Below are 21,187 nucleotides of genomic sequence, written 5' to 3'. Positions count from 1 at the left end.
TCGCCAGGTAACTGGCGGGACGCCTTTTTTGTTTGCGCCATTTTTGTCGAGCAAGGCCTGACTGCCCACAAGAGGCAAGCCCGAAGCTCCCGGAGAATCTGATGAAAAAACTCAAACTGGTGATGATCGGCAATGGCATGGCCGGGGTTCGTACCCTGGAAGAACTGCTCAAGCTCAGCAACGAGCTGTACGACATCACGGTCTTCGGCGCCGAACCGCACACCAACTACAACCGCATCCTGCTATCGCCGGTATTGGCCGGCGAACAGACCTTCGAAGAGATCGTGCTCAACGACCTCGACTGGTACCTGGAAAACGGCATCAAACTGCTGCTCAACCGCAAAGTGGTCGAGATCGACCGGGTCAAACGCCGGGTGATCGCCGAGGATGGCACTGAGGCCGAATACGACCGCCTGCTGATCGCCACTGGCTCGACCCCGTTCATCCTGCCGATCCCCGGGAACACCTTGCAGGGCGTGATCGGGTACCGCGACATCGCCGACACCCAGGCGATGATCGATACCGCCAAGACCCACAAACACGCCGTGGTGATCGGTGGCGGTTTGCTCGGCCTCGAAGCGGCCAACGGCCTGATGCTGCGCGGCATGCACGTCACCGTGGTGCACCTCGGTGAATGGCTGCTGGAGCGGCAACTGGACAAGACCAGTGGCCAGCTCCTGCAAACCGCCCTCGAATCCCGTGGCCTGCACTTTCGCCTGTGCGAACAGACCCAGGCCCTGCACGACGCCGGCAATGGTCGGGTCGGCTCGGTGCAATTCAAGAACGGCGACATCATTCCTGCCGATCTGGTCGTCATGGCCGCCGGCATTCGCCCCAACACCGAACTCGCGGAAAAGGCCGGCATCCCGTGCAATCGCGGGATTCTGGTCAACGACACCCTGCAAACCTACGACCCGCGCATCTATGCCATCGGCGAATGCGCCAGCCACCGTGGCATTGCCTACGGCCTGGTGGCGCCGCTGTTCGAACAGGCCAAGGTCTGCGCCAACCACTTGGCGCAACTGGGTTTCGCGCGCTATCAGGGCTCAGTGACGTCGACCAAGTTGAAAGTCACCGGCATCGACCTGTTTTCCGCCGGCGACTTCATGGGCGGCGAAGGCACCGAGACCATCACCCTCTCCGACCCGATCGGCGGGGTGTACAAAAAACTGGTGATCAAGGATGACGTGCTGGTCGGCGCGTGTCTGTACGGCGATACGGCAGATGGCGGTTGGTATTTCCGGCAGATTCGTGAGAATCACGCCATCGGCGAGATCCGCGATCACTTAATGTTCGGAGAAAACGCAATTGGCGACGTAGGACATCAGGGCCAGGACAAGGCCATGAGCATGGCCGACAACGCCGAAGTCTGCGGCTGCAACGGCGTGTGCAAGGGCACCATCGTCAAGGCGATTCAGGAACACGGGCTGTTCAGCGTCGACGAAGTAAAGAAACACACCAAGGCCGCCAGCTCCTGCGGTTCCTGCGCCGGCCTGGTCGAGCAGATCCTGATCAACACCGTCGGCGGCGCGGCGGACGTCAAACCGAAAAGCGAAAAAGCCATCTGCGGTTGCAGCGATCTCAACCATGGCCAGATTCGCCAGGCCATTCGCGAACAGCATTTGCTGACCATCGCCGGCACCATGAGCTACCTCAACTGGCGCACGCCGAACGGTTGCGCCACTTGCCGGCCGGCCCTCAACTACTACCTGATTTCCACCTGGCCCGGCGAAGCCAAGGACGATCCGCAGTCGCGCCTGATCAACGAACGGGCCCACGCCAACATCCAGAAGGACGGCACCTACTCGGTGGTACCACGGATGTGGGGCGGCGTGACCAACCCGTCGGAACTGCGGCGGATCGCCGACGTGGCGGACAAATATCAGGTGCCGATGGTCAAGGTCACCGGCGGTCAGCGCATCGACTTGCTGGGGATCAAAAAGCAGGATCTGCCCGGCGTGTGGAAAGACCTCGACATGCCGTCGGGCCACGCCTACGGCAAATCGATCCGCACCGTGAAAACCTGCGTCGGCAGCGAGTTCTGCCGCTTCGGCACGCAGAATTCGACTCAGTTGGGCATCGACCTCGAACACGACCTGTTCAACATGTGGTCGCCGCACAAAGTGAAACTGGCGGTCTCCGGATGCCCACGCAACTGTTCGGAAGCGGGGATTAAAGACGTAGGAATCATCGGAGTCGATTCCGGCTGGGAGATGTACATCGGTGGCAACGGCGGGATCAAGACCGAAGTCGCCGAATTCTTCGTCAAGCTCAAGACTGCCGAGGAGGTCCGCGAATACAACGGCGCGTTCCTGCAGCTGTACCGCGAAGAAGCCTTCTACCTCGAACGCACCGTGCATTACCTGCAACGGGTCGGCATGGAGCACATCAAGAAAGCCGTGCTGGAAGATCCCGAGCGCCGCAAGGCCCTGAACGAGCGCCTGCAATTCTCCCTGTCGTTCGAACAGGACCCGTGGAAAGAACGCCTCGCCCAGCCGCAACTGAAGAAAGAATTCGACGTGATCCCTGTGAAAAACCTGGAGGTGCCGGCATGAACTGGCTCGATATCTGTGCCCTGGAAGAGATCAACGCCCTCGGTTCGCGGATCATCGCCGGGCCCAAAGGTGACATTGCGATCTTTCGTACAAGCGACGACGAAGTCTTCGCACTCGATGACCGCTGCCCGCACAAGGGCGGCCCGTTGTCCCAAGGCCTGATTTACGGCAAGCGCGTGGCCTGCCCACTGCATAACTGGCAGATCGATCTGCAATCCGGCGAAGCCCAGGCGCCGGACGTCGGTTGCGCACATCATCACCCGGCCCGGGTGGAAAACGGCCGCGTGCAACTGGCCCTGCGGGACGCCGTCTGATGAACCGCCAGACGACCGCCTCGACCTGCTGCTATTGCGGGGTCGGCTGCGGCGTGCTGATCGAGCATGACGGCGAGCGCATCCTCGGCGTCAGCGGCGATCCGGCGCATCCGGCCAACTTCGGCAAACTGTGCAGCAAAGGCTCGACCCTGCATCTGACCGGTGATCTTGCGGCCCGGGCGTTGTACCCGGAATTGCGCCTGGGCAAAGGCCTGGCGCGCAGCCGCTGCGACTGGGACACCGCGCTGGACCATGCCACCCAGGTCTTCGCCGAAACCATCGCCGAACACGGCCCGGACAGCGTGGCGTTCTACATCTCCGGGCAGTTGCTGACCGAGGACTACTACGCCTTCAACAAACTGGCGCGGGCGCTGGTCGGTACCAACAACATCGACAGCAATTCGCGGCTGTGCATGTCTTCGGCGGTGGTCGGCTACAAGCGCAGCCTCGGCGCCGACGCCCCACCGTGCAGCTATGAAGACCTGGAATCGAGCGATTGCGTGGTGATCGTCGGCAGTAACATGGCCTACGCTCATCCGGTACTTTTTCGCCGCCTCGAAGAAGCCAAGTCCCACCGCCCTCACATGAAAGTCGTCGTCATCGACCCTCGACGCACCGACACCTGCGATCTGGCCGACCTGCATCTGGCGATTCTGCCGGGCACCGATGTCGCCTTGTTCCATGGGATTTTGCATCTACTGTTGTGGGAAGACTGGATCGACCGTGACTTCATCAAGGCCCACACCGAAGGACTCGCCGGGCTGAAAAGTCTGGTGCGCGATTACACCCCGGCCATGGTTTCGCAGCTGTGCGGGATCAGTGCCGAGCAGTTGCAGCAATGCGCCGAATGGATCGGCACCGCGCCGAGTTTTCTCTCGCTGTGGTGCATGGGCCTGAACCAGTCCACCGCCGGCAGCGCGAAGAACAGTGCGCTGATCAACCTGCACCTGGCCACCGGACAGATCGGCCGACCGGGGGCAGGACCTTTCTCTTTGACCGGTCAGCCGAATGCCATGGGCGGGCGGGAAACCGGCAGTCTCTCCAACCTGTTGCCCGGTCATCGCGAAGTAGCCAATCCGGAGCACCGCGCCGAAGTGGCGGCGTATTGGGGTGTGGATAAGCTGCCGGAAAACACCGGGCTCAGCGCCATCGAACTGTTTGAACAGGTGCGCAGCGGCCGGATCAAGGCGCTGTGGATCGCCTGCACCAACCCCGCGCAATCGATGCCGGACCAGAACGCCGTGCGCGCCGCGCTGGAAGCTTGTCCGTTCGTGGTATTGCAGGAAGCGTTTCGTACCACCGAAACCGCGGCGTTTGCCGACCTGCTGTTGCCGGCGGCCAGTTGGGGCGAGAAGGAAGGTTCGGTGACCAACTCTGAACGGCGGATTTCTCACGTTCGCAAAGCCATTGCCGCACCGGGTGAAGCGCGTCCGGACTGGGCGATCACGGTAGATTTCGCACAACGCCTGGAGAAACGTCTGCGCCCGCAACAACCGGGGCTGTTTGCCTTCGAGCAATCGGCGCAGCTGTTTGACGAGTACAAACAACTGACCCGGGGGCGCGATCTGGATTTGTCCGGGATCAGCCACGGATTGATTGATGAGCTGGGGCCACAGCAATGGCCCTTCCCCGCTGGCGCCCGCCAGGGTACAGCCCGGCTGTATGGCGACGGGATCTTTCCTACACCGAACGGGCGCGCGCAATTCGTTGCCGATCCCTATCGCGCCGCCAAGGAACAACGCGACGCGCGCTTTCCCCTGACCCTGATCACCGGCCGCCTGCGTGATCAATGGCACGGTATGAGCCGCACGGGAACGGCGGCGCAGTTGTTCGGCCATGTCAGCGAAGCGGTGTTGGGGCTGCACCCGGACGAGTTGCGCCGCCACCGCTTGCAGTCGGGGGATTTGGTGAATCTGAAAAGTCGTCGGGGCGCGGTGATCGTGGCGGTCGCCAGCGATGACAGCGTACGTCCGGGCCAGGCGTTCCTGCCGATGCACTGGGGCGATCGTTTCCTCAAGGGCGGCGTGAACAGCCTGACCCTGCCGGCTTTTGATCCTTTGTCGAAACAACCGGAACTCAAGCACAGCGGTGTGCGGCTGGAACCGGTGGAGTTGCCATGGCAACTGTTCGCACTGATCGAGGGCGATGTTCAACGGCACTTCGAGGCGCTTCGACCGCTCTGTGAGGCTTTTTCCTACACAAGTATCAGCCTTGTCGGACGTGAACGGCCTGCGTTGTTGATACGTGCAGCCAGCGTTATGGCGCCAGAGCCGCAATTGCTGCATGAAATCGACCAATGCCTGGCCCTGATCGAGGGGCCGGTGCTGGCTTATGACGATCCACGCCGTGCCATCGGCAAGCGGGTACGCATCGAAAACGGACGAATCACTGCGATTCGCCTCGCTGGCGAAACCCTCGCTCAGCACTGGTTGCAAGGCCTGTGGCTGGAGGGTCGCGCCGACGAACAACTGCGGCGCTGGCTGCTGGCACCGATGAGTGCACCGCCGGGCAATGCCGGCACGCCGGTTGTGGCGGACAAGACCCTGTGCAATTGCAAGAACGTCAGCCACAGCGCGGTCTGCGCCGGTATTGGTGAAGGTCTGGATCTGCAGGGTTTGAAAAACAAGTTGGGATGCGGCACGCAATGCGGTTCCTGCGTCCCGGAAATCAAGCGTTTGCTGGCCGCCGAAGTGCGTCCGGTCGCCGTCATTTAAAGAGGAAACACCATGAGCGCGAAAGTCTGGTTGGTGGGCGCAGGTCCCGGTGATCCTGAGCTGCTGACGCTTAAAGCAGTGCGTGCCTTGCGCGAAGCCGAGGTGGTGCTGATCGACGATCTGGTCAATGAGGCGGTACTTGAGCACTGCCCTGCTGCGCGAATCATTGCGGTCGGCAAACGCGGCGGCTGCCGCTCAACGCCCCAAGCGTTCATCCATCGGCTGATGCTGCGTTACGCCCGTCAGTGCAAAGGCGTGGTGCGACTCAAGGGCGGCGATCCGTGCATTTTCGGGCGTGGAGGTGAAGAAGCGCAGTGGTTGCGTGAGCGCGGGGTCGAGGTGGAGTTGGTCAATGGCATCACCGCCGGGCTGGCGGGCGCGACCCAATGTGATATTCCGCTGACGTTGCGCGGCGTGGCCCGGGGCGTGACGCTGGTCACCGCTCACACCCAGGACGACAGCCAGTTGAACTGGCGGGCGCTGGCGCAAGGCGGAACGACGCTGGTGATTTACATGGGGGTGGCGAAGCTCGGCGAGATTCGCGAGCAGCTCTTGGCGGGGGGGATGGCGGCGGATACGCCAGTGGCGATGATCGAGAATGCCTCGTTGCCGGAACAACGCGAATGCCGTAGCGACCTGGCAGCCATGGAAAACGATGCCCTTGATTTCCGGCTCAAGAGCCCTGCGATTCTGGTCATAGGCGCCGTCGCAGCCGCTGCGACCCAGGTCGATTCGATTGACTGGGCAGCCGAACGCCTGGCCTGACAATCCTCGGTTTACCCAAATCGCAGGCAAAGAAAAGCCCGGCATAAGCCGGGCTTTTCTCGCAGCGGCAGCTAATTACTTAGCTTGAGCTTCAACCTGCGCTTCTACGCGACGGTTAACAGCACGGCCAGCTTCAGTTTTGTTGTCAGCAACTGGGCGGGATTCGCCGTAGCCGATCGACTGAATGCGGGACGATTCAACACCGTACTGGTTGGTCAGAACTTGCTTAACGGCGTTTGCACGACGCTCGGACAGTTTCTGGTTGTAAGCGTCAGGACCGACGGAGTCAGTGTGACCTTCAACAGTAGTGGTGGTGGATGGGTACTGCTTCATGAAGTCAGCCAGGTTTTTGATGTCGCCGTAGCTGTTTGGCTTCACAACCGACTTGTCGAAGTCGAACTTCACGTCCAGCTCAACACGAACAACTTCAGCAACTGCCGGGCAGCCATCAGCGTCAACAGTTACGTTGGCTGGGGTGTCTGGGCACTTGTCAACGTTGTCGCATACGCCGTCGTTGTCGCTGTCGGAGCAGACTTCAGCCGGAGCTGGAACTGGAGCAGCAGCTGGCTTGGAGCCGCCACCGAAGTTCACACCGATACCGACGCTAGGAGCCCACTCGGTGTCGCCCTGGTCGATGTTGTATTGAGCTTCAACGCCAGCACGGGCGTAGAAGTTCTCGGTGAAGTACAGCTTGGCACCGCCGCCAACGTTGGCGAAGGTAGAACGGTTACGACCGCCAGTGCCGTTCTGGCCGATGCTTTGATCGGAGAAACCAGCCGATACGTATGGACGCAGCATGTCGCCTGGGTTGTTGAAGTGGTACAGAGCGTCCAGAGCGGTGTTGGCGCCCTTGATGTTACGACCGTCGTCGGAACGCACGTTGTGCACTTCGTCGTAGCCCAGACGCAGTTCAACGTCGTCGGTCAGGAAGTAACCGATCGAGCCGCCGAACAGGTTGCCGTTGTTCTTGAAGTTACGAGCGCTGTCGAATTGTTCTTTCTTTGCGAAGCCTTCGATTTCAACTGCGCCTTGGCCTTGTGCCAGAGCGCCGAAAGAAGTGGCGGCAATCAAAGAACCAATGGCCAAGCCCAAGGTGTTTTTCAGTTTCATCCGTTAAATCCCCATCTGGTGATTGTGAAGCAGTCCCGCAAACCGGGGGACAACTCGGCGGCAAGTCTATCAGAACTTGCCTACACGTAAGAGATATTTGCGCCGAACTAAGTTTCAGCAATGCCTGCAAATTTCTCACGCAATTTATCAAGAGCACGTTTGTAACGCATTTTTGTCGCACTCAAACCCATGTGCATGATGTCTGCGATCTCCTGGAACTCCAGCTCTGCGACAAATCGTAGCACCAGAATTTCCCGATCAATCGGGTTCACATACACCAGCCAGCGATCCAGTCCACCCTTTTCCTCGGGTTTTGGCGCCTTTTCTTCAGACGCTTCCTCAAGGGGGTCAAGACTCAGTGCGTCCATCAAGCGACGCTTTCGCCGTTCCTTCCGATACTGTGTGATGCATTCGTTGTACGTGATGCTGTAGAGCCATGTCTTGAACTTTGATTTCCCCTCGAAGTTCTTCAGGCCGTACAGCACCTTAAGCATCACTTCCTGACAGACATCGTCTGCATCGCGATCGTTCCCAAGATATCGTGCACAGACGTTAAATAATGTCCGCTGGTAACGCCGCATCAGTTCTTCATAGGCGCGCGTCACGTGAAACAGCTCGGTATGCGAGCGCGCGACCAACTCCTCGTCAGAGAGCTCGCGGGGGTCGTAGCGCGTGGATAGCGTTTGGGCTTTATTCAAAACAAGTCGTGCCGACAGTCAGGTCAATGTCCACCGCAGCCAGCATCAGCTGGCATTTTGCGGCGGCATACATTAGCAGGGTTTGCCGGGTTAGCGGCTACTCACATGCTGCTCCAGCAGGATCCGATTGGAGAGAGAGACTAGCTCACCCTCATCGGTCAGCAATGTGGTCTTAACCGTGCCGATCTCTTCGATCTGGCCTTCGACCTCGCCAATACGCACTTGTTGCCCAACCTGATACAACTCACGCACATAGATTCCCGCAAGAATCTGACCGGCAATTTCCCGGCTTCCCAAACCCATGGCCAAGGCAACAGCCAGACCAACGGTAATCAATACGATGACGATCACATGGTTCAGCAGGTCGGTCTTGACCTCCAGCTGACTGATCGCGACCGAAATGCTGATGATGATCACCAGGCCCTGGGCGATTCGCCCAAGTCCTGAAGCGTAGTCCAGGCCTACGCCTTCTGCCGCCCCGCGAACCAGGCCATTGGCCAGTTGCGCGAGCAGGACGCCCACCAGCAACACCAGCGCGGCACCGAACACTTTCGGCAAATACAGCGCGAGCATGTCAAGCGTAGCTGAAACTCGCTCAAGTCCAAGGGATTCTGCTGCCGATACCAGGAAAATCAGCAGAACGAACCAATAGACGATCTTGCCGATCAGGGTCGAGATCGGCACTTGCAGCCCCGCGCGGGACATCAATTTTGTCAGGCCGGTGCCGCCCATCAGGCGATCGAGACCCAGTTTGGCCAGCAATTTGGACAGCAAGGTGTCCAGCAGCTTGGCCACGACAAAACCCAACAGCAGCACAACCAGTGCGCCGAACAGGTTCGGAATGAAATTAGCGACTTTGGTCCACAACGCAGTCATTGCAGTGACGAGGCTCTGAGTCCAGAGATCAAGTTCCATATTCAATCAGCCTTATCAGCAGTGCGAGCGGTAGGTTTACGGAGACGGGAGACCGGCGCGACATGGGCCGAGCCGTTGTTCAGGGCGATCATCAGCGCGGGCAGCCAGCGGCCCAGCAGGCTGAACAGATCGCCGGCGCCCACCTGGCGGTTGGCGGTTTTGAGTACGCGGCCCAGGCAGGCATCGTCGTCGCGGCCGGACGGCGAGGCGTTGAGCATGTCGCGCAAAGACTGTTCAAACGGATCGTGCATACGCACCTCTCGTGATGTCTGTGAAAGACGCGGGCAAATTTGGTCGGGTCACATGGCGCATCTTCATACCCAGCGCAAACGGCGGAACAACCACCATTGTCCGAGGGCCAGGGCGAGCACTGTCAGGCAGGCGATCAGGAAACCATAAGGGCTGCTCGAGAACGGAATGCCGCCAACGTTGATGCCCAGCAGACCGGTCAGAAAACTCATCGGCAGAAAGATGCAGGTGATGATCCCGAAGCGGTACATGGTGCGGTTCATGCGCACGCTCAAGCGCCGGTCTTCGGCGTCCAGCACAAGCCCCACGCGCTCTCGGGTCAATTCGAGCTCTTCGAGATAACGGGTCAGGCTGTTGTTCAATTCGTTCCAGTAGTCGGCATCGTCATCGACGAACCACGGCAGTTTTATCCTTGTCAGCTGTCCGAAAATATCCCGCTGCGGTGCCAGAAAACGCTTGAGTCCGGCGGCCCTGCGACGGATGTGCAAAATGGCGCCATGCTCGGGGGTATACCGTTCGTCGGCATCCAGTTTTTCTTCCTCTTCATCGACCACTTCAGAGAGGCAAGTCACCAGATCCTGCACCTTGTTGGTGAGGAGTTGCGCCAGATACAGCATCAGTTCGGACGAGGTTTTCGGCCCTTTGCCCTCGCCCAACATCACCAGCAACTCGTCGGTGGCTCGCAGCGGACGCAATCGCAGGGAAATCACTCGCTGGGCCGAAGCGAAAATGCGCACCGACACCATATCTTCCGGCTCGGCGCCCGGGTTGAGATTGACCCCGCGCAAAAACAGCAGCAGCTCGGAATCCGGCAACGGCAACAGACGTGGACGAGTATTTTCTTCCAGCAATAGATCGCAAGCGAACTCGTTGAGCCCACTGGATTTGCGCAGCCAGGTCTGGGTCTGCGGGTGACTGCGATCCCAGTGCAGCCACAGGCTTTCATGAGCCTGCAACTGCAGATCGTCGAGATCAGTCCGGGCTATCGAACGCGCACCGCCTTTACCGTCCAGCACCAGGGCATGCACCAGCCCCCACTGCGCGTTTTCTTCCTCGAACATCCTCACCCCTGTGGTTACCGCGATTTATTCAGGCATTTTCAGCGGACTTGGCGAGATGATCACGCCATTGTTGTCCGCATAGATGTACTGGCCGGGATGGAAAGTGACACCCGCAAACGTCACCGGCACGTTGAGGTCGCCGATACCGCGCTTGTCCGTTTTCATTGGGTGACTGGCCAGGGCCTGCACGCCAAGATCGGTCTGGGCGATGACGTCGACGTCACGGATGCAGCCGTAGATGACCAGCCCTTCCCACCCGTTTTTCGAGGCTTTCTCGGCGAGCATGTCGCCCAGCAATGCACGGCGCAGTGAACCGCCACCATCCACCACCAGCACCTTGCCATTACCCTTGAGTTCGACCTGCTCCTTGACCAGCGAATTGTCTTCGAAGCACTTGATGGTCACGATCTCGCCGCCGAACGAATCACGGCCGCCGAAATTGCTGAACATCGGGTCCAGCACCTGAACCAGCTCCGGATAGGCGTCGCACAGGTCAGGCGTAAGGTAATGGTTCATCGAATAACTCCTGTAACAAGGAAGACGATCAAGGATGTCGCACACTTCTGAGACGAGTTCCGGCGGTCGCTGTTTACCTTAGCCCATGTCATGGTCACTGAACGAACCTGAACACAAGCTGAAACGGAATAGCAAAACAGTCACCAAATATGACCAGAACCGTCCAGCGCGTCATATCTTAGCCGCAAGCCGACCCGAACGAAATGCCCTTTTCAGGGCGCCGCACTCAGACCGCTGCCGCCAGATCCGGCTTCTCACCGAGCAACGACGTGTGCTGATCCGCCAGCCAACGCGCCACCAGCGGCCAGACTTCAGCCTGCGCCGCCTTGCTCACCAGCATTTCGACATGCCCGAACTGATCATTGAAACCCTGCTCACGGCCCAAGTTGATGAACTGCTTGTGCTCGGAGCCGATCTGCTCGAACAGCTTGCGGCACGCCCAGGCCGGATCCTGGTGATCGCCTGCCGCGCTCACCGCCAACACCGGAACCCGCACATCGGCAAGACCTGCCCACCAATCCTTGTCCTTGTCGCCGAAACGACCGAACAGGCCGTACCAGCGCATGCTTTCCAGCGCCAGACCGATCGGTTCGTCTTCCGGGCCGCGCTTGAGCCGCGAGCCTGACAATTGGGCAAAACGCTTGAGAATGAAGCGCCCGCTCCATTCCACCGGCGGAATCTTCAGCGGCCAGTATGTGCGGCTGACCTGGGTGCCGAAAAACGCCGCCGACGCCACCGCAGGCTCACCCAGGTATTCGCCGCCCAGTGCGGCAGCCAACGTGATGCCCCCCAGCGAGTGGCCGATCCAGTGCGGAATCTGCCCGCTCTGCTCACGCACAAACGCGGCAATCGCCGGCAGATCGTAACGGGCGTAGTCGGCGACGCGGTTGCGGCGGTAGTCCTCGTTACGCTGGGACAAACCGTGACCGCGCATTTCCGGGATCCACACATCGAATCCCAGACGCGTCAGATACGCACCCAGGCCCAGGCCCTTCGGCGAAAACCAGAAGCGCCGGTTGGAAAAACTGCCGTGCAGCAAGATCACCGGCACGCCGCGCGATGCCGGCTCATCGGCCATGCCGAGACGGGTCACTGCGATTTCCACGGACCAGTCAGGGCTGTTGCCCGGTTTCAAACGGTAAACGTCTTCGCTCAGATCACCGCGTCGTTCGGCGCTGATCAGGGCGACAGGAAATAGGTTGCTGCTGCTTTGCATGATGCTCTTGCACAAAAAAGGGCGGCATCCGGAGAGCTCGCCCTACTTCAATCTTAAAGCCCCGACCCGGTTCACCGGGCCGCGGCTTCATTCACGGCTTATTCCGCCGCCTGGCCTTCGGCAAGGAAGAACCAGGTTTCCAGCACGGTGTCCGGGTTCAGCGACACGCTTTCGATGCCCTGCTCCATCAGCCACTTGGCGAGGTCCGGGTGGTCCGAAGGGCCCTGACCGCAGATGCCGATGTACTTGCCGGCCTTGTTGCACGCGGCAATTGCGTTGGCCAACAGCTTCTTGACCGCCGGATTACGCTCGTCGAACAGGTGCGCGATGATCCCGGAGTCGCGGTCCAGACCCAGCGTCAGCTGAGTCAGGTCGTTGGAGCCGATCGAGAAACCGTCGAAGAATTCGAGGAATTCTTCAGCCAGGATCGCGTTGGATGGCAGTTCGCACATCATGATCACGCGCAGACCGTTGTCGCCACGGGCCAGGCCGTTTTCGGCGAGCAGATCCACCACCTGGCTGGCTTCGCCGAGGGTACGGACGAACGGCACCATGATTTCGACGTTGGTCAGGCCCATCTCGTTGCGCACGCGCTTCAGCGCACGGCACTCGAGTTCGAAGCAGTCACGGAACGATTCGCTGATGTAACGCGAAGCGCCACGGAAGCCCAGCATCGGGTTTTCTTCTTCCGGCTCGTACAGTTTGCCGCCGATCAGGTTGGCGTATTCGTTGGACTTGAAGTCCGACAGACGCACGATGACCTTCTTCGGTGCGAACGCAGCAGCCAGGGTGCTGATGCCCTCAACCAGTTTTTCGACGTAGAAGCCGACCGGATCGTCGTAACCGGCGATGCGTTTGTCGACGCTTTCCTTGATGTCCTGCGGCAGGCCGTCGTAGTTCAGCAGCGCTTTCGGGTGGACGCCGATCATGCGGTTGATGATGAATTCCAGGCGGGCCAGGCCTACACCGGCGTTCGGCAGTTGCGCGAAGTCGAAGGCGCGGTCCGGGTTGCCGACGTTCATCATGATCTTGAACGGCAGCTCCGGCATGGCGTCCACGGAGTTCTTCTTGACGTCGAAGCCCAGTTCGCCTTCGAAGATGTAACCGGTGTCGCCTTCGGCGCAGGACACGGTCACGCCCTGGCCATCCTTCAGCAGTTGGGTGGCGTTGCCGCAACCGACCACTGCCGGAATACCCAGCTCACGGGCGATGATCGCCGCGTGGCAGGTACGGCCGCCACGGTTGGTCACGATAGCGCTGGCGCGCTTCATTACCGGTTCCCAGTCCGGGTCGGTCATGTCGGAGACCAGCACGTCACCCGGCTGGACCTTGTCCATCTCGGAGACGTCCTTGATGATCCGTACCTTGCCCGCGCCGATGCGCTGACCGATGGCACGGCCTTCAACCAATACGGTGCCGGTTTCTTTCAGCAGGTAACGTTCCATGACGTTGGCCTGGGTGCGGCTTTTCACGGTTTCCGGACGGGCCTGCACGATGTAGAGCTTGCCGTCGTCACCGTCCTTGGCCCACTCGATGTCCATCGGGCAGCCATAGTGCTTCTCGATGATCATCGCCTGCTTGGCCAGCTCGCTGACTTCAGCGTCGGTCAGGCAGAAACGTGCGCGATCGGTCTTGTCGACTTCAACGGTTTTCACAGAACGACCGGCCTTGGCCTCGTCGCCGTAGATCATCTTGATGGCTTTGCTGCCCAGGTTGCGACGCAGGATCGCCGGACGACCGGCAGCCAGCGTGCCCTTGTGGACATAGAATTCGTCCGGGTTCACCGCGCCTTGTACGACGGTTTCGCCCAAACCGTAGGCGCCGGTGATGAACACTACGTCACGGAAGCCGGATTCGGTATCGAGGGTGAACATCACGCCGGCGGTGCCGGTTTCCGAACGCACCATGCGCTGCACGCCGGCCGACAGGGCGACCAGCTTGTGGTCGAAGCCCTGGTGCACGCGGTAGGAAATGGCACGGTCGTTGAAAAGGGAGGCGAACACTTCCTTGGCCGCGCGGATGACGTTGTCAACGCCACGGATGTTCAGGAAGGTTTCCTGCTGACCGGCGAACGAAGCGTCCGGCAAGTCTTCGGCGGTGGCGGAGGAACGCACGGCCACGGCCACATCAGGATTACCGGCCGACAGCGCGGCGAACGCGGTGCGGATCTCGGTGTTCAGTTTTTCAGGGAATTCGGCCTCCATGATCCATTGGCGGATCTGGGCGCCGGTCTTGGCCAGGGCATTGACGTCATCGACGTCCAGCGCATCGAGGGCCTTGTGGATCTGATCGTTCAGACCGCTCAGTTCCAGGAAGTCGCGATAGGCTTGCGCCGTGGTGGCGAAGCCGCCGGGGACCGAAACACCGGCACCGGCCAGGTTACTGATCATCTCGCCCAGGGATGCGTTCTTGCCCCCCACATGCTCAACATCGTGTTTGCCGAGCTTATCGAGGGAAACTACGTACTCTACCAAGGTGATCTCTCCACTAACTGTGTTGGAAAAGCTCAGAAACCGGCGGCTCGGGGGAGCGTTGGCCGGCTGTATGGCCTGGACCTGGAAAATAAGTGAGAATGCGGGCCGATGGCGGCCGGCAAATCGCGCCTATCATATCCAGAAATGCTCATTAGCTTAAGGCCCAAGGTGCAAATGAAACGATCTGCTTTCTTTATCTCCGATGGCACCGGTATCACCGCCGAAACCCTGGGTCAAAGCCTTCTGGCGCAGTTCGAAAACATTACCTTCAGCAAATTCACGCGGCCGTACATCGACAGCGTTGAAAAAGCGCGGGCCATGGTACAACAAATCAACAAAGCCGCTGAAACCGACGGTTTCCGGCCGATCATCTTCGACACCATCGTCAATCAGGACATCCGTGAGATTCTCGCAACCTCCAATGGTTTCATGATCGACATCTTCTCGACGTTCCTCGCCCCGCTCGAGCAGGAATTGACCGAGCATTCTTCCTACACCGTCGGCAAATCCCACTCCATCGGCCATAACTCCAACTACATGGAGCGGATCGAGGCGGTGAACTTCGCCCTCGACAACGACGATGGCGCCCGTACGCACTATTACGACAAGGCCGATCTGATACTAGTGGGCGTGTCGCGTTGTGGTAAGACGCCGACGTGCCTGTACATGGCGATGCAGTTCGGCATCCGCGCGGCCAACTACCCGCTGACCGAAGACGACATGGAACGCCTGCAACTGCCGGCCGCCCTGCGCGCCCACCAGCACAAGCTGTTCGGCCTGACCATCGACCCGGACCGCCTCACCGCGATCCGCAACGAACGCAAGCCCAACAGCCGTTATTCGAGCTACGCCCAGTGCGAGTTCGAAGTCCGCGAGGTGGAAAACCTGTTCCGCCGCGAGAACATTCCGCACATCAACTCCACGCATTTTTCGGTGGAAGAAATCTCCGCGAAGATCCTCGTGGAAAAAGGCGTGGAGCGGCGTTTCAAATAGATTTGTAGCGCCCTTGCAGCCGCCATCGCTGGCAAGCCAGCTCCCACAGGGTTTTGTGGTGTACGCAGATTTTGCATTCACAACAAAACCCTGTGGGAGCGTGGCTTGCCCGCGAAGAACGATCACGCGGTCCCTCAGATAACAAACAAATCGACAAACCGGTTCACCGGCGTGGCTTCAAGCCGCGCCTGATCCTTGCACAGCGCCACAATCTCCCCGCTGCGCTGCCCGGTGAACCGGGTGGCCAGATTTGCCCTGAACTTGTCCTCCAGCAATGGGATACCCTCGGCGCGGCGCCGGCGATGCCCGATCGGGTATTCCACCACCACTTTTTCCGTGCTCGAACCGTCCTTGAAAAACACCTGCACCGCATTGGCAATCGAGCGTTTGTCGGCTTCGAGGTATTCGCGGGTGAAACGCGGATCCTCGACGATGACCATTTTCTCGCGCAGCACGTCGATGACCGGATGGGCCTTGTGGAAATCATCCTCGTAGTGCTCGGCCACCAGATTGCCGAACGCCAGCGGCACAGCGGTCATGTACTGGAGACAGTGATCACGGTCGGCGGCGTTGGCCAACGGCCCGACCTTGGAAATGATGCGGATCGCCGATTCGTGGGTGGTGATGACAATCCGGTCGATTTCATGCAGACGATTGCGCACTTGCGGGTGCAGGGCCACGGCGGCTTCGCAGGCGGTTTGCGCGTGGAATTCGGCGGGGAAACTGATCTTGAACAAAACGTTTTCCATCACGTAACTGCCGAACGGCCGCGAGAAGCTGAAGGCGCGTTTGTCTTCGGGCTTGAGCGCCAGATCGTTGTTGGTGTGGCTGAAGAGAACGTCGTAAAAGCCCCATTGTCTGGCAGTCAAGACGCCGGGAATCCCCATTTCTCCACGCATCGCGATATCCGCCAGCCGCACGCCCCGGCTCGATGCATCCCCTGCCGCCCAGGATTTTCGCGAGCCGGCGTTCGGCGCATGGCGGTAAGTACGCAATGCCTGACCATCGGCGAACGCATGGGACAACGCGGATAACAGCTGCTCACGGTTGGCGCCCATCAGTTTGGCGGTCACGGCAGTCGAGGCGACTTTCACCAGAATGACGTGATCGAGTCCTACGCGGTTGAAGGAGTTTTCCAGGGCAATCACGCCCTGAATCTCGTGGGCCATGATCATCGCTTCGAGCACATCGCGCACCGTCAGCGGCGCCTCGCCATTGGCCAGACGCTTTTGCGACAGGTGATCGGCCACCGCGAGAATCCCGCCGAGATTGTCCGACGGATGACCCCATTCAGCGGCGAGCCAGGTGTCGTTGTAATCGAGCCAGCGCACGATGCAGCCGATGTCCCACGCGGCTTTCACCGGGTCGAGGCGGTAGGACGTGCCAGGCACTCGGGCGCCGAACGGCACGACGGTGCCTTCGACGATGGGGCCAAGGTGTTTGGTGCATTCAGGGAAACGCAGGGCCAGCAGGCCGCAGCCCAGGGTGTCCATCAGGCAGTTGCGGGCGGTGTCGAGGGCTTCGGCGGATTCGATTTTACAGGTGAGGACGTAATCGGCGATGTCCTGCAGGACACGGTCGTAGTCGGGACGGTTGTTCAGGTCGACGTTGGCGCTCATGTTCGATTCACTCTTCAAAGTGGTTCGTTGATGGGACCTCGGTTCAGGGCTAATTTTTCTTGTTATTGAAATGCGCAAAGCGCTGAGAGCGATCAGGCTCGCTCTCAGCGAATGTTCGTCAGAACGAATCCCCAGGCACGCGGACGTAACCTTCCATCAGGACGCGCGCACTACGGCTCATGATCGCTTTCTTCACGATCCATTCACCGTTTTCCAGACTGGCCTCAGCCCCGACGCGCAACGTTCCGGACGGATGCCCGAACCGCACCGCATTCCGCTCAATACCGCCCGCCGCGAGGTTTACCAAGGTGCCGGAAATGGCCGCTGCGGTACCAATCGCCACCGCCGCCGTGCCCATCATCGCGTGGTGCAGCTTGCCCATCGACAACGCCCGCACCAGCAAATCCACATCACCGGCGCCAATCGTCTTGCCACTGGACGCCACGTAATCCGCAGGCTTGGCCACGAAAGCCACCTTAGGCGTGTGCTGACGCTTGGCCGCTTCATCCAGATTGGAAATCAGCCCCATGCGCAAAGCACCGTAAGCGCGAATGGTTTCGAACATCTGCAACGCTTTCGGGTCGCTGTTGATCGCGCTCTGCAATTCGGTCCCGGTGTAACCAATATCTTCAGCGTTGACGAAGATCGTCGGGATACCCGCGTTGATCATCGTCGCCTTGAACGTGCCGACGCCCGGCACTTCCAGCTCATCGATCAGGTTGCCGGTGGGGAACATCGAGCCACCGCCGCCCTCTTCTTCCGCCGCCGGGTCGAGGAATTCGACCTGGACTTCGGCCGCCGGAAAGGTCACGCCGTCGAGTTCGAAATCACCGGTTTCCTGGACTTCGCCATTGGTGATCGGCACGTGGGCAATGATGGTTTTGCCGATATTGGCCTGCCACACGCGAACCACCGCCACGCCGTTGTGCGGAATGCGGCTGGCGTCCACCAGGCCATTGCTGATGGCGAACGAACCGACCGCTGCCGACAGGTTGCCGCAGTTGCCGCTCCAGTCCACGAACGGCTTGTCGATGGACACCTGACCGAACAGGTAATCGACGTCGTGATCGGCCTTGATGCTTTTCGACAGGATCACGGTTTTGCTGGTGCTGGAAGTGGCGCCGCCCATGCCGTCGATCTGTTTGTCGTAGGGGTCGGGGCTGCCGATTACCCGCAACAACAGGGCATCGCGGGTCGGGCCGGGAATCTGCGCCGCTTCAGGCAGGTCGGTGAGGCTGAAAAACACGCCTTTGCTGGTACCGCCGCGCATATAGGTGGCGGGGATTTTGATCTGCGGTGCGAACTTAGCTGCGTGAGCCATGGTGCTCCTTATCCGCAAACGCGGGTCTACCGACCCGCGCTCGCACTAACTGATTTAAACGGCAACCGCCGACTCTTCGAGGAAGTCCTGAGCGAAGCGCTGCAATACGCCGCCGGCCTCGTAGATCGACACTTCTTCGGCGGTGTCGAGGCGGCAGGTCACCGGTACGTCGACGCGCTCGCCGTTCTTGCGATGGATCACCAGCGTCAGGTCGGCGCGAGGGGTGCGCTCGCCGATCACGTCGTAGGTTTCGCTGCCGTCGATACCCAGGGTCTTGCGGTCGGTGCCCGGTTTGAATTCCAGCGGCAACACGCCCATGCCCACCAGGTTGGTGCGGTGAATGCGCTCGAAACCTTCGGCGACAATCGCTTCCACACCCGCCAGACGCACGCCTTTGGCCGCCCAGTCGCGGGATGAACCCTGGCCGTAGTCGGCGCCGGCGATGATGATCAGCGGCTGCTTGCGCTCCATGTAGGTTTCGATGGCTTCCCACATGCGCATCACTTGGCCTTCCGGCTCAACGCGCGCCAGCGAACCCTGCTTGACCTTGCCGTTTTCCACGACCATTTCGTTGAACAGTTTCGGGTTGGCGAAGGTCGCACGCTGCGCGGTCAAGTGGTCGCCACGGTGGGTCGCGTAGGAGTTGAAGTCCTCTTCCGGCAGGCCCATTTTCGCCAGGTACTCACCGGCGGCGCTGTCGAGCATGATCGCGTTCGACGGCGACAGGTGATCGGTGGTGATGTTGTCCGGCAGCACCGCCAGCGGGCGCATGCCCTTGAGCGGCCGCGCCCCGGCCAGCGCACCTTCCCAGTAAGGCGGACGGCGGATGTAGGTGCTCATTTCGCGCCAGTCGTACAGCGGCGTGACTTTCGGGCCGGTGTCTTCGTGGATGGCGAACATCGGAATGTAGACCTGACGGAACTGCTCAGGCTTGACCGAAGATTTCACCACCGCGTCGATTTCTTCGTCGCTCGGCCAGATGTCTTTCAGGCGGATTTCCTTGCCGTCGACCACGCCGAGCACGTCTTTTTCGATGTCGAAACGGATGGTCCCGGCAATCGCGTAGGCCACCACCAGCGGCGGCGAAGCGAGGAACGCCTGCTTGGCGTACGGGTGAATCCGCCCGTCGAAGTTGCGGTTGCCGGACAGCACAGCGGTGGCGTACAGATCGCGGTCGATGATTTCTTGTTGAATCACCGGATCCAGTGCCCCGGACATGCCGTTGCAGGTTGTGCAGGCAAACGCGACGACGCCGAAACCGAGCTGCTCCAGCTCCGTGGTCAACCCCGCTTCATCGAGGTACAGCGCCACGGTTTTCGAACCCGGGGCCAGCGACGACTTGACCCACGGCTTGCGGGTCAGCCCGAGCTTGTTGGCATTGCGCGCCAGCAGGCCGGCGGCAATCACGTTGCGCGGGTTGCTGGTGTTGGTGCAACTGGTGATGGCAGCGATGATCACTGCGCCGTCGGGCATTTGCCCCGACACGTCTTCCCACTGGCCGGCGATACCTTTGGCCGCCAGATCCGACACCGCCACACGGGCGTGCGGGTTGCTCGGGCCGGCCATGTTGCGCACCACAGAAGACAGATCGAAGGTCAGGCCGCGCTCGTACTGCGCACCTTTCAGGCTGTCGGCCCACAGACCGATCTGTTTGGCGTACTGCTCGACCAGTTGCACTTGCTGGTCTTCACGGCCGGTGAGTTTCAGGTAATCGATGGTCTGCTGGTCAATGTAGAACATCGCCGCCGTAGCGCCGTATTCCGGAGCCATGTTGGAGATGGTGGCGCGATCGCCTAGGGTCAACGCGCTAGCACCTTCACCGAAGAACTCCAGCCATGCGCCGACCACTTTCTGTTTGCGCAGGTACTCGGTCAGCGCCAGTACCATGTCGGTGGCGGTGATACCCGGTTGCAGCTTGCCGGTCAGTTCGACGCCGACGCTTTCCGGCAGGCGCATCCACGACGCGCGGCCAAGCATCACGCTCTCGGCTTCAAGCCCACCGACACCGATGGCGATCACGCCCAGTGCATCGACGTGCGGGGTGTGGCTGTCGGTGCCGACGCAGGTATCCGGGAATGCCACGCCGTCGCGCACCTGGATCACCGGGGACATTTTCTCCAGGTTGATCTGGTGCATGATGCCGTTGCCCGGCGGGATCACGTCGACGTTTTTGAACGCCTTCCTGGTCCAGTTGATGAAGTGGAATCGGTCTTCGTTGCGACGGTCTTCGATGGCGCGGTTTTTCTCGAACGCCTGCTTGTCAAAACCGCCCGCCTCTACCGCCAGCGAGTGGTCGACGATCAGTTGGGTCGGCACCACCGGGTTGACCTGCGCCGGGTCGCCGCCCTGCTGGGCAATCGCGTCGCGCAGGCCGGCCAGATCCACCAGCGCGGTCTGGCCGAGAATGTCGTGGCACACCACGCGAGCCGGGAACCACGGGAAGTCGAGGTCGCGTTTGCGCTCGATCAGTTGTTTCAGGGAATCGGTGAGCGTGGCCGGGTCGCAGCGACGCACGAGGTTTTCCGCCAGCACGCGGGAGGTGTACGGCAGGGTGTCGTAGCTGCCGGGCTGGATCGCATCGACAGCCGCACGGACGTCGAAAAAGTCCAGCGGCGTGCCGGGCAGGTTCTTGCGAAATTCTGTGTTCATCGGTCAGGACTCGGTCAC

The 21,187-nt window shown here is 60.4% G+C and carries 16 protein-coding genes; 5 read left to right on the top strand and 11 right to left on the bottom strand.

From position 1 onward, the window contains the following. Nucleotides 1–101: 101 nt before the first annotated feature. The 4 genes from nirB to cobA are packed head-to-tail and all read left to right on the top strand — an operon-like array spanning nt 102 to nt 6,348. Nucleotides 102–2,555: a nitrite reductase large subunit NirB gene (nirB, locus tag I5961_RS09335; RefSeq protein ID WP_085703556.1), complete on the top strand. Its 2,454-nt coding sequence runs from the start codon at nt 102–104 to the stop codon at nt 2,553–2,555. Next, a complete protein-coding gene (nirD, locus tag I5961_RS09330) occupies nt 2,552–2,869 on the top strand; it encodes a nitrite reductase small subunit NirD (RefSeq protein ID WP_007951992.1) in 318 nt (105 codons plus the stop codon). The genes nirB and nirD overlap by 4 nt, the downstream gene beginning before the upstream one ends. Further along, nucleotides 2,869–5,583: a nitrate reductase gene (locus I5961_RS09325; RefSeq protein WP_227235020.1), complete on the top strand. Its 2,715-nt coding sequence runs from the start codon at nt 2,869–2,871 to the stop codon at nt 5,581–5,583. The genes nirD and I5961_RS09325 overlap by 1 nt, the downstream gene beginning before the upstream one ends. 12 nt (nt 5,584–5,595) lie before the next feature. Next, nucleotides 5,596–6,348, top strand: coding sequence for a uroporphyrinogen-III C-methyltransferase (gene cobA, locus I5961_RS09320; RefSeq protein ID WP_227235018.1), 753 nt, complete (start codon nt 5,596–5,598; stop codon nt 6,346–6,348). A 75-nt stretch (nt 6,349–6,423) separates the two neighbouring features. On the opposite strand, the gene I5961_RS09315 is transcribed toward cobA, so the two are convergent. From I5961_RS09315 to ppsA, 8 genes are all read right to left on the bottom strand, one after another. Beyond that, nucleotides 6,424–7,458: an OmpA family protein gene (locus tag I5961_RS09315; RefSeq protein ID WP_085700243.1), complete on the bottom strand. Its 1,035-nt coding sequence runs from the start codon at nt 7,456–7,458 to the stop codon at nt 6,424–6,426. Nucleotides 7,459–7,565: 107 nt separating this feature from the next. Beyond that, nucleotides 7,566–8,156 carry an RNA polymerase sigma factor SigX gene (gene sigX, locus I5961_RS09310; RefSeq protein ID WP_011333251.1) on the bottom strand — a complete coding sequence of 197 codons (591 nt, stop codon included), beginning with the start codon at nt 8,154–8,156 and terminating at the stop codon, nt 7,566–7,568. Nucleotides 8,157–8,246: 90 nt separating this feature from the next. Continuing rightward, complete coding sequence (locus I5961_RS09305) at nt 8,247–9,071, bottom strand: mechanosensitive ion channel family protein (protein WP_007951987.1); 825 nt, start codon at nt 9,069–9,071, stop codon at nt 8,247–8,249. A gap of 2 nt (nt 9,072–9,073) precedes the next feature. After that, a complete protein-coding gene (locus I5961_RS09300) occupies nt 9,074–9,322 on the bottom strand; it encodes a CrfX protein (protein ID WP_085700244.1) in 249 nt (82 codons plus the stop codon). 63 nt (nt 9,323–9,385) lie between these two features. Then, nucleotides 9,386–10,381: a zinc transporter ZntB gene (locus I5961_RS09295; protein WP_085700245.1), complete on the bottom strand. Its 996-nt coding sequence runs from the start codon at nt 10,379–10,381 to the stop codon at nt 9,386–9,388. A 24-nt stretch (nt 10,382–10,405) separates the two neighbouring features. Continuing rightward, nucleotides 10,406–10,897, bottom strand: a complete 492-nt coding sequence (rraA, locus tag I5961_RS09290; RefSeq protein ID WP_007951984.1) for a ribonuclease E activity regulator RraA — start codon at nt 10,895–10,897, stop codon at nt 10,406–10,408. Between the two features lie 226 nt (nt 10,898–11,123). Next, nucleotides 11,124–12,113, bottom strand: coding sequence for an alpha/beta fold hydrolase (locus I5961_RS09285; protein WP_085700246.1), 990 nt, complete (start codon nt 12,111–12,113; stop codon nt 11,124–11,126). 98 nt (nt 12,114–12,211) lie between these two features. Beyond that, a complete protein-coding gene (gene ppsA / locus I5961_RS09280) occupies nt 12,212–14,587 on the bottom strand; it encodes a phosphoenolpyruvate synthase (RefSeq protein ID WP_085700247.1) in 2,376 nt (791 codons plus the stop codon). A gap of 174 nt (nt 14,588–14,761) precedes the next feature. Between ppsA and I5961_RS09275 the strand changes: the two genes are divergently transcribed. Next, nucleotides 14,762–15,580 (top strand): pyruvate, water dikinase regulatory protein, encoded by an 819-nt coding sequence (locus I5961_RS09275; protein ID WP_011333245.1) that lies wholly within the window; start codon nt 14,762–14,764, stop codon nt 15,578–15,580. Between the two features lie 134 nt (nt 15,581–15,714). On the opposite strand, the gene prpD is transcribed toward I5961_RS09275, so the two are convergent. From prpD to acnD, 3 genes are all read right to left on the bottom strand, one after another. Further along, nucleotides 15,715–17,199 (bottom strand): 2-methylcitrate dehydratase, encoded by a 1,485-nt coding sequence (prpD, locus tag I5961_RS09270; protein WP_227235016.1) that lies wholly within the window; start codon nt 17,197–17,199, stop codon nt 15,715–15,717. Nucleotides 17,200–17,317: 118 nt separating this feature from the next. Then, nucleotides 17,318–18,520 (bottom strand): 2-methylaconitate cis-trans isomerase PrpF, encoded by a 1,203-nt coding sequence (prpF, locus tag I5961_RS09265; protein WP_227235015.1) that lies wholly within the window; start codon nt 18,518–18,520, stop codon nt 17,318–17,320. Nucleotides 18,521–18,574: 54 nt separating this feature from the next. Then, nucleotides 18,575–21,169, bottom strand: coding sequence for a Fe/S-dependent 2-methylisocitrate dehydratase AcnD (gene acnD / locus I5961_RS09260; RefSeq protein WP_227235013.1), 2,595 nt, complete (start codon nt 21,167–21,169; stop codon nt 18,575–18,577). Between the last annotated feature and the right edge of the window lie 18 nt (nt 21,170–21,187).

The organism is Pseudomonas sp. IAC-BECa141 (genome assembly GCF_020544405.1).
Classification (GTDB): domain Bacteria; phylum Pseudomonadota; class Gammaproteobacteria; order Pseudomonadales; family Pseudomonadaceae; genus Aquipseudomonas.
The sequence above is the reverse complement of the archived record's forward strand: the minus strand, read 5'-3'. Positions and strand labels throughout refer to the sequence as shown.

Bases quoted from the DNA above. Each gene is read 5' to 3' on its own strand.
- I5961_RS09300 (WP_085700244.1), bottom strand. From the start codon at position 9,322: ATGCACGATCCGTTTGAACAGTCTTTGCGCGACATGCTCAACGCCTCG.
- nirD (WP_007951992.1), top strand. From the start codon at position 2,552: ATGAACTGGCTCGATATCTGTGCCCTGGAAGAGATCAACGCCCTCGGT.
- nirB (WP_085703556.1), top strand. From the start codon at position 102: ATGAAAAAACTCAAACTGGTGATGATCGGCAATGGCATGGCCGGGGTT.
- I5961_RS09295 (WP_085700245.1), bottom strand. From the start codon at position 10,381: ATGTTCGAGGAAGAAAACGCGCAGTGGGGGCTGGTGCATGCCCTGGTG.
- I5961_RS09275 (WP_011333245.1), top strand. From the start codon at position 14,762: ATGAAACGATCTGCTTTCTTTATCTCCGATGGCACCGGTATCACCGCC.
- I5961_RS09285 (WP_085700246.1), bottom strand. From the start codon at position 12,113: ATGCAAAGCAGCAGCAACCTATTTCCTGTCGCCCTGATCAGCGCCGAA.
- cobA (WP_227235018.1), top strand. From the start codon at position 5,596: ATGAGCGCGAAAGTCTGGTTGGTGGGCGCAGGTCCCGGTGATCCTGAG.
- I5961_RS09315 (WP_085700243.1), bottom strand. From the start codon at position 7,458: ATGAAACTGAAAAACACCTTGGGCTTGGCCATTGGTTCTTTGATTGCC.
- I5961_RS09325 (WP_227235020.1), top strand. From the start codon at position 2,869: ATGAACCGCCAGACGACCGCCTCGACCTGCTGCTATTGCGGGGTCGGC.
- acnD (WP_227235013.1), bottom strand. From the start codon at position 21,169: ATGAACACAGAATTTCGCAAGAACCTGCCCGGCACGCCGCTGGACTTT.
- prpD (WP_227235016.1), bottom strand. From the start codon at position 17,199: ATGAGCGCCAACGTCGACCTGAACAACCGTCCCGACTACGACCGTGTC.
- I5961_RS09305 (WP_007951987.1), bottom strand. From the start codon at position 9,071: ATGGAACTTGATCTCTGGACTCAGAGCCTCGTCACTGCAATGACTGCG.
- prpF (WP_227235015.1), bottom strand. From the start codon at position 18,520: ATGGCTCACGCAGCTAAGTTCGCACCGCAGATCAAAATCCCCGCCACC.
- rraA (WP_007951984.1), bottom strand. From the start codon at position 10,897: ATGAACCATTACCTTACGCCTGACCTGTGCGACGCCTATCCGGAGCTG.